The 6,871-nt window shown below is 40.6% G+C and carries 6 protein-coding genes; 4 read left to right on the top strand and 2 right to left on the bottom strand.

All coding sequences use genetic code 11. From position 1 onward, the window contains the following. Positions 1 to 582: 582 nt before the first annotated feature. The 3 genes from COV52_05330 (at position 583) to COV52_05320 (ending at position 4,288) form a co-directional block, all read left to right on the top strand. The gene (locus tag COV52_05330) at positions 583 to 1,692 is read left to right on the top strand and encodes an EBNA-1 nuclear protein (GenBank protein ID PIR11162.1); all 1,110 of its coding nucleotides are present in this window, start codon (positions 583 to 585) and stop codon (positions 1,690 to 1,692) included. A 5-nt stretch (positions 1,693 to 1,697) separates the two neighbouring features. After that, positions 1,698 to 2,762 (top strand): alanine racemase, encoded by a 1,065-nt coding sequence (locus COV52_05325; GenBank protein ID PIR11166.1) that lies wholly within the window; start codon positions 1,698 to 1,700, stop codon positions 2,760 to 2,762. A 299-nt stretch (positions 2,763 to 3,061) separates the two neighbouring features. Continuing rightward, positions 3,062 to 4,288 carry an AAA family ATPase gene (locus tag COV52_05320; protein PIR11161.1) on the top strand — a complete coding sequence of 409 codons (1,227 nt, stop codon included), beginning with the start codon at positions 3,062 to 3,064 and terminating at the stop codon, positions 4,286 to 4,288. 286 nt (positions 4,289 to 4,574) lie between these two features. Here COV52_05320 and COV52_05315 read toward each other — a convergent pair whose 3' ends face one another. After that, entirely contained in the window at positions 4,575 to 5,204 is a 630-nt protein-coding gene (locus COV52_05315) for a hypothetical protein (protein PIR11160.1), read from the bottom strand. 73 nt (positions 5,205 to 5,277) lie between these two features. Next, complete coding sequence (locus tag COV52_05310; protein ID PIR11159.1) at positions 5,278 to 5,904, bottom strand: diguanylate cyclase; 627 nt, start codon at positions 5,902 to 5,904, stop codon at positions 5,278 to 5,280. Positions 5,905 to 5,982: 78 nt separating this feature from the next. Between COV52_05310 and COV52_05305 the strand changes: the two genes are divergently transcribed. After that, the gene (locus COV52_05305) at positions 5,983 to 6,732 is read left to right on the top strand and encodes an oxidoreductase (GenBank protein PIR11158.1); all 750 of its coding nucleotides are present in this window, start codon (positions 5,983 to 5,985) and stop codon (positions 6,730 to 6,732) included. Positions 6,733 to 6,871 lie beyond the last annotated feature (139 nt).

Below are 6,871 nucleotides of genomic sequence, written 5' to 3'. Positions count from 1 at the left end.
TAAAAGCATTCACCTATATGCGTATAATGCTAGTCATTACATTCAAACTGATCAACCGAATCTTGTCGCTAGCGCGATTTATACCATCTACAAATATAGCCAATAGAGTTTTCAATTTGAGAGAAGCAAAAAACATTTATTGCTAGATGTGGTTGGGCTAGTCTGTTTGGCTTGAGAGATAGCTATCGCACACAATTTGAGACTATCGCACAGGCAACGACAGAGGCTTGCCAAGCGATGCGAGCTGCTCCACCATAATATCGTGAGATCGCGTTGAGTCTCGACTTAATCTAATCCGACACAGAGCTTGATTATTGTGTTATAATGTCACATACAGTTTGAGATTGACTTAAATCGTAACGAGAAATTGTCAATTTATCTTCGCTTCAAATGCGTCATCGCTTGTTTGATTACTAAACTTTCTAGCACAGAGTTCTTTTAAACGACTTGAAGGGTAATCTTTGTCTCGTTGCTCTTTTTCAGCCTTTTCCTGAATGGGTTATTTCAAATTAATCACGTTTATAGATTAAAGGGCTCACTAGCACCCTGGGCGAACAAAGCCCACAACCGAGGTTAATTAATATGCGACAAATGCAAGAAACGGCATTGATTTATTGTGAAAAAGAATTTGGTCAAGTAGACGGAAAAACAGCCGCCGGATTAGTACGCTACTCGGAGTTATATAAAATCACCGGGGTCATTGACAGCCGCTTAGCCGGTCAGGATGCCGGAAAAGTACTTTGGGGAAAGGCTAATGGAATCCCCCTATTTTACGATCTCGATGAAGCCTTGCGAACACTGCCAAAAACGCCAGACTGTTATATATACGGCAAGGCTCCGCTAGAAACATCCCTTTGCCTAGAAGAGCGACATTTAATGTTGGACGCCATGAAAAAAGGAATGAATTTAATCAGTGGATTACATCAGTTTTTCTCCGAAGACCCTGAATTTCTTCACATTGCCGCCAAATCGGGCGTTCTGATTAAAGATGTTAGAAAGCCATCAAAATTAGAGGATCTGCATGTCTTCACAGGAAAAATATCGGAGGTGAAAATCCCAGTGGTTGCTGTTTTAGGGACCGATTGTGCTTGTGGGAAAATGACGACAGCAATTGAACTTAACAGGGAGCTTAATGCCCAAGGAATTAGGTCACTAATGATTGCAACAGGTCAAACAAGCCTGATGCAAGGGGCAAAGTATGGCTCTTCAATCGATGCGCTAATTTCACAATTTGTCATCGGTGAGCTGGAGCATGCGATTCTTCAAGCCGTCGAGCATGATAACCCAGATATTATTTTAATTGAGGGGCAAAGCTCAGTCAGCCATCCTGCTTTTATGAGCTCTATTGGCATATTAAAAGGCTGCATGCCAGATAGTGTGATTCTACAACATCCACCTGCTAGACAGTTCCGTTGCGATTTCCCTCACCTGAGAATGCCTTCGCTTGATCAAGAAATTACTTTGATCGAATCCTTGTCAAAAGCCAAGGTGATAGCACTTACTTTAAATCACGAAATGCTAAACGAACAAGAAATAATGTGTTTCGTCGAGCAATACGAGGAACAGTTTGGCCTTCCGACGACGGATGTTTTGACTCAGGGGTGCCAAAAATTGATCCTAGCCCTTTGCAATCAATTTCCTGAATTAAAACTAAAAAATAAATCTGAACAACCTATTAAGATTTCGTCTTAAAATTGGTGAAAGCTTTGTTGCCAAGAATCGAGATTTCGCTCTCCAAAATCCGCGAGAACACTAAGCATTTATCCAAACTTTATGGTCAGAAGGGAATATCTCTAATGGGAGTCACCAAGGGCGTGCTTGGTGAGCCAGCAATTGCTATGGCCATGAGTCAAGGCGGCGTGCATTGGATTGCCGATTCACGTCTTGAAAATATTCATAAAATGACGGCTGCTGGAGTGAACTCAAAATTCGTACTGCTACGCACACCATTGAGTTTGGCTAAATCGGTGGTAACGCTCGCGGATATTAGTTTCAATACCGAACTAGAAACGATTAAAAGCCTGTCTTATCAGGCGGGACTGCAGCAAAAAATGCATCAGATTGTGATTGTGGTCGAAATGGGTGATCTGCGTGAAGGGGTTCTCCCGTGTGATCTTACCTCTTTTGTGCGCGAAATTTTGATATTGCCCAACCTAAAATTAATCGGCATTGCTTGCAATCTAGCTTGCTACAGCGGTGTGGCGCCTGATGTAAAGAAAATGAGTGAATTATCCAGGCTAGCTGAATATATTGAAAGCGCGTTTTCTCTTCGATTGGAGCTGATCTCAGGTGGTAATTCAGCTAATTATCATTGGAGCCAAGCAACACAACAATTTGGCAGGATCAATAATTTACGGATTGGCGAATCAATTCTTTTAGGGTGTGAAACCCTAACTCGCCAAGCAATTCCGGGACTCCATCTTAACGCCTTCCAGTTGATAGCCGAAGTAGTCGAAGTTAAAACCAAGCCCTCTCGGCCCTATGGGCAAATCGGCCAGGATGCTTTTGGATTGATCAAAAGCCCCAAAGACAAGGGTTTGATGCGAAGGGTTATTTGCGCACTGGGCAAACAAGATGTGCTGATTTCGGGAATAACGCCGGCAAGTTCACTGGAAATTTTAGGGGCCAGTAGCGACCATCTTTTGTTGGATAGCAAAAACTCGCATTTTCAGGTGGGTGATGAAGTGCGCTTCACTCCCGATTATGGCGCACTTTTGACAAGCATGACCTCTCCTTTTGTTCATAAGTATTTATTTGAATAGAGATGAAGCAGAATATACTGATTAATTTAATTATTCATTGATCAAGCTATTAGGCAACGTCCCTAAAGTCATTGCTGGGCTGCAAGACAAGTAAAATCATTAAAAAACAATAGGTTGTACCGTTTAAATTTTGACTGAGTTTTGATTCTAGGCAGAATAAATGTCAAAAATAGTCGCATTGGACGATTAGACGATAATCTGTGGACGATTGGACGGCAACTCATGGACGATTAGATGCTGTTGTGTGGACGATTGGACGATGCTATGCTATTGAAAAATAGTTAGAAAGGAAGTTTTTTATGTATCAGCGGAATGTTAAAAATAAAGTATTAACCGCCCTGAAAGATACACCCGTTGTGATGGTGGCTGGCCCGCGGCAGTGTGGTAAGACGACCTTAGTTAAACAGATAATGGCTCACGATTCGGTTTATGTCACATTGGATGATGTTAACCAATTAGCATTTGCGAAATCTGATCCGCTCGGTTTTATACGCAACTTTAATGATCGTCGAGTCATTATTGATGAAGTACAGCGCGTGCCAGAGTTGTTTCTTCCAATCAAACAATCCATTGATGAAAATAGATTACCAGGTCGGTTTTTGTTAACAGGTTCCGCGAACGCCATGGCACTGCCAAAAGTTGCAGATTCATTAGCAGGACGTTTAGAGGTCGTTTCATTGTTGCCTCTTGCTGAGTGTGAGATACAAAGTCAGCCTTCACATTTTTTAGCAAAAATGCTTGCTGGTCAAATGCCCGAAACAAAACAAATTCGAGTTAGAGAGCAGTTAATTGAGAAAGTATTGGCAGGCGGTTTTCCAGAGGCTTTATTAAGAAAAGAAAGCAGTCGGCGTGTTAGTTGGTTTAATCAATATATTCTTAGTATTGTTCAAAAGGATATGAAAGATTTGGGGCAAATTTATAACTTAGATATTATGCCCAGACTAATACAGATGATTTGTAATCAAGTGGGTAGTCTCGTCAATTATACGGAAGTGGGTAATGCTTTAGGATTATCGCGCCAAACCGTGGGTCGGTATTTACAATTACTAGAGCAACTATTTATTTTTCAAGAATTGCCCGCATGGAACCGAAATGATAACAAACGTTTAATTCGAACACCCAAAGTGCATCTGGTTGATAGTGGATTGCTGTGTGCGCTTCGACGAATTAACGCCGAAAAGATTCATCGTGATCCCACGTTATTTGGTAACCTTCTTGAGTCTTATGTGTTATGCGAATTGAATCGTTTGGCTTCTTGGTGTGATGAGCCCATTTATTTTTCGCATTATCGCGATAAAGATCAAGTTGAAGTCGATATCGTGCTTGAAACGATGTCTGGTGATGTGATGGGTATTGAGGTGAAATCGTCAGCTACTTTGAAAAGTGATTACTTTCAAGGGTTGAAGCGCTTGAAAAAAGCAGCAGGTGAAAAGTTTTTGATGGGTATTCTTTTATACGATGGTGATCATTCGAACGTATTTGAAGAAAACCTTGTTGCAGCGCCTATTGGGGTTTTGTGGGAGTAATCAGATAAGATTCGTTCGTCAAATTTTACTATGTTTCTCTTTGCCATTTAAATTTCGAGTATTAAGGTTCACAGGGTCACATCAAAACAATGCCTGTCTATGAATTTCTGTATGATTTAGGATGTGCATGGCGGATTAGCGAAGCGTAATCCGGCATGCATCAACAAGATGGGTAGATGATACAGTTTTTACGTGGGTTTTGCCGCTTGTTTCACTTTCAATGACTTACCCAAGTGCCAGAATATTGCTGTTATAAGGTTTTGAACTATCGATAAAAATTTTGATATCAAGCCTCCAATCGTCTCACTAATTGAACTAAAGGTTTAATAAAAATCGTTAAAATCAATTGATAAATCACTTTAAAGAAATAGTAAGCCAGCGCGATATGGATTAAAGAGGAAAAGCTTAAATGGAAAAAACTAATTAAAATAAAAATAAAACAATCGATGCTTAAGCCAGCCAGGTTACAAATTAATGTTCTTAAGCGCAAAGAGAGTTTAATCGTTTTCTTAATCAACACCGTTAGCACTATATTAGTTACTTCACCGGTAAAAAATGAAATAAATGAAGCGAGTATAAATAATGGGGTGCTGCCTAAAATAAGGTTATAAGAACTTTCTTCTGTGTATATTGAAGCCGCTGGCAATAAAATCGCGAGGCTAAAAGTGAGCGCCATCAAGAGGTTTAAAACAATGGCGTAAAAAGTAATCCTTAAAGCCGTTCTTTTGCCATAAACTTCTGTGATTAAGCTGCCCATGGTGTAAAGTACCGGATATATAATAATACTTGCTGGCATGGTGAAGTTAAAAATAGTCGTCAGCTTTTGTGCTGTGATGTTTGACCAAAGCAATAAGGCGCCAAATAACATCGCAATAAAGGGTAGACATTTTTTCTGTTGCTGCATTTTAGTCTTCATTTGGTTATTTCAAAGATGGTTTGGATATCGCATCCCCTGTTTTTATAGATGTAGTCTAGCGTCTCTTTTAAAACTAACTAGAGCCTTGAGATTTAGCTTTTTCACAAAGCTGCTTAATTTTCTTTTTATGGTCAGCCTCCCATTCTTCTAGAGATTGATTTTTCTCTATGCTTGCTTTTTCTTTCGCCGAGCTTAATACCTGCTCTTTTTCATCATAAGGTATGACAACAATACCGTCCTCGTCAGCAACAATAATATCATTAGGTATAATGTGAACATCACCACAAGTAATAGGCAGATTGAGTTCTTGATAGACTTTTTTTGCGCCTGGTTTTGGGCATAATCCTTTTGTATAAACAGGGAATTTGATGTCTCGAATCTCAGCAATATCACGAATGACACCATCAATGATAAAACCTAAAATTCCACGTTTTTTCGCTACTTTACAAACGTTACCCCCAGCGACTGCGTATTCACAGCTTCCGGCGTTGATAACAATAATCGAACCTTTGGGTGCTTCATGGATTGCAACGTGCATCATTAGGTTGTCTCCAGGTGGGCAAGAAACGGTAAAAGCCGGTCCGCTTATGCGGGGCATACCTGCCCATAACGGGCTTATCATGTGATCCATTATTTGTTTTCGGGGTAGACAGTTTGCAAAATCGCAACTTGATAATTTGTAAGTATTTAAATTTTTCATAGAGTCGTTACTTGATTCTCCACAAGAATACTCAAGATATGTTACGCAGCATACATAAGTATATGATACGATTCCCATATCGGCCTAACTAATTTTGTATACAACTCGCCTATTTTCTCGCCGCGTTGCTTAATTAATACATTGAAAAACGAATCACAAGCAGAAAGAGTGGTTGCTGAGTGCCGAGAAGCTGGTGCTGAAGCTGAGCTCTTTTTAGGTGACGTTACCCGGCAAGAAACTTGTCGAGAAATGGCTTCACTGGTTGGGTCAAAATGGGGTAGAGCCGATGTGGTGGTTAATTGCTTGGGTGCAACAAAAGGCGCTTCTTATGAAAAGCTTGAGCAATTAACTGAAGAAGATTTTGCACGTTTGTTTGCTGTTAATGCAACAGCGCCGTATTTAGTCGCACAGGCGTTCCAGCCTTTATTGAGAGCATCAGGTGATGGTGTGCTGATTAATGTTTCTTCGGCGGCAGGCATTACAGGAAAAAGTAGCTCTATTGCATACGCCGCTGCAAAAGGTGCAGAAAATACATTGACCCTTGCTTTGGCACAAGCATTGTCGCCTGAAGTGCGGGTAAATGCTGTGTGTCCTAGTTTTGTCGACTCATCGTGGTGGGAAGAAACCTTTGATGGTAAAGAGGATAAATACAAGGCGTTAGTTAAAAGTATGCAAGGAAGTAATTTGCTAAGAAGAGTGTTAACGCCTGTTGACGTTGCACAGACGATCATGTCGATTATTTTGAACCCTGTTATGACGGGTGAATTGATTCGTTTGGATGCGGGAGCGCATGTTGGCAAGGCAAATCCAAGAGAAGAATCGCCTTGATCGCCTACTCCTTAAAATGATTTAATAAGTTGCCTTTTAATAAAAGAGAAGTAAGCGGTAAATTACGCACCTGGTTTACGGGCGCTACTTTTTCTGATCTTTAAAATTGAAGGGTAACAACCCCTCAAATTGCGCAACG

It is taken from the genome of Gammaproteobacteria bacterium CG11_big_fil_rev_8_21_14_0_20_46_22, assembly GCA_002796245.1.
Classification (GTDB): Bacteria; Pseudomonadota; Gammaproteobacteria; order UBA12402; family UBA12402; genus 1-14-0-20-46-22.
This window is presented reverse-complemented; position numbering and strand designations above follow the sequence as displayed.

Coding starts and splice junctions, on each gene's coding strand:
- COV52_05310 (PIR11159.1), bottom strand. CDS start 5,904: ATGAAAAATTTAAATACTTACAAATTATCAAGTTGCGATTTTGCAAAC.
- COV52_05330 (PIR11162.1), top strand. CDS start 583: ATGCGACAAATGCAAGAAACGGCATTGATTTATTGTGAAAAAGAATTT.
- COV52_05320 (PIR11161.1), top strand. CDS start 3,062: ATGTATCAGCGGAATGTTAAAAATAAAGTATTAACCGCCCTGAAAGAT.
- COV52_05315 (PIR11160.1), bottom strand. CDS start 5,204: ATGAAGACTAAAATGCAGCAACAGAAAAAATGTCTACCCTTTATTGCG.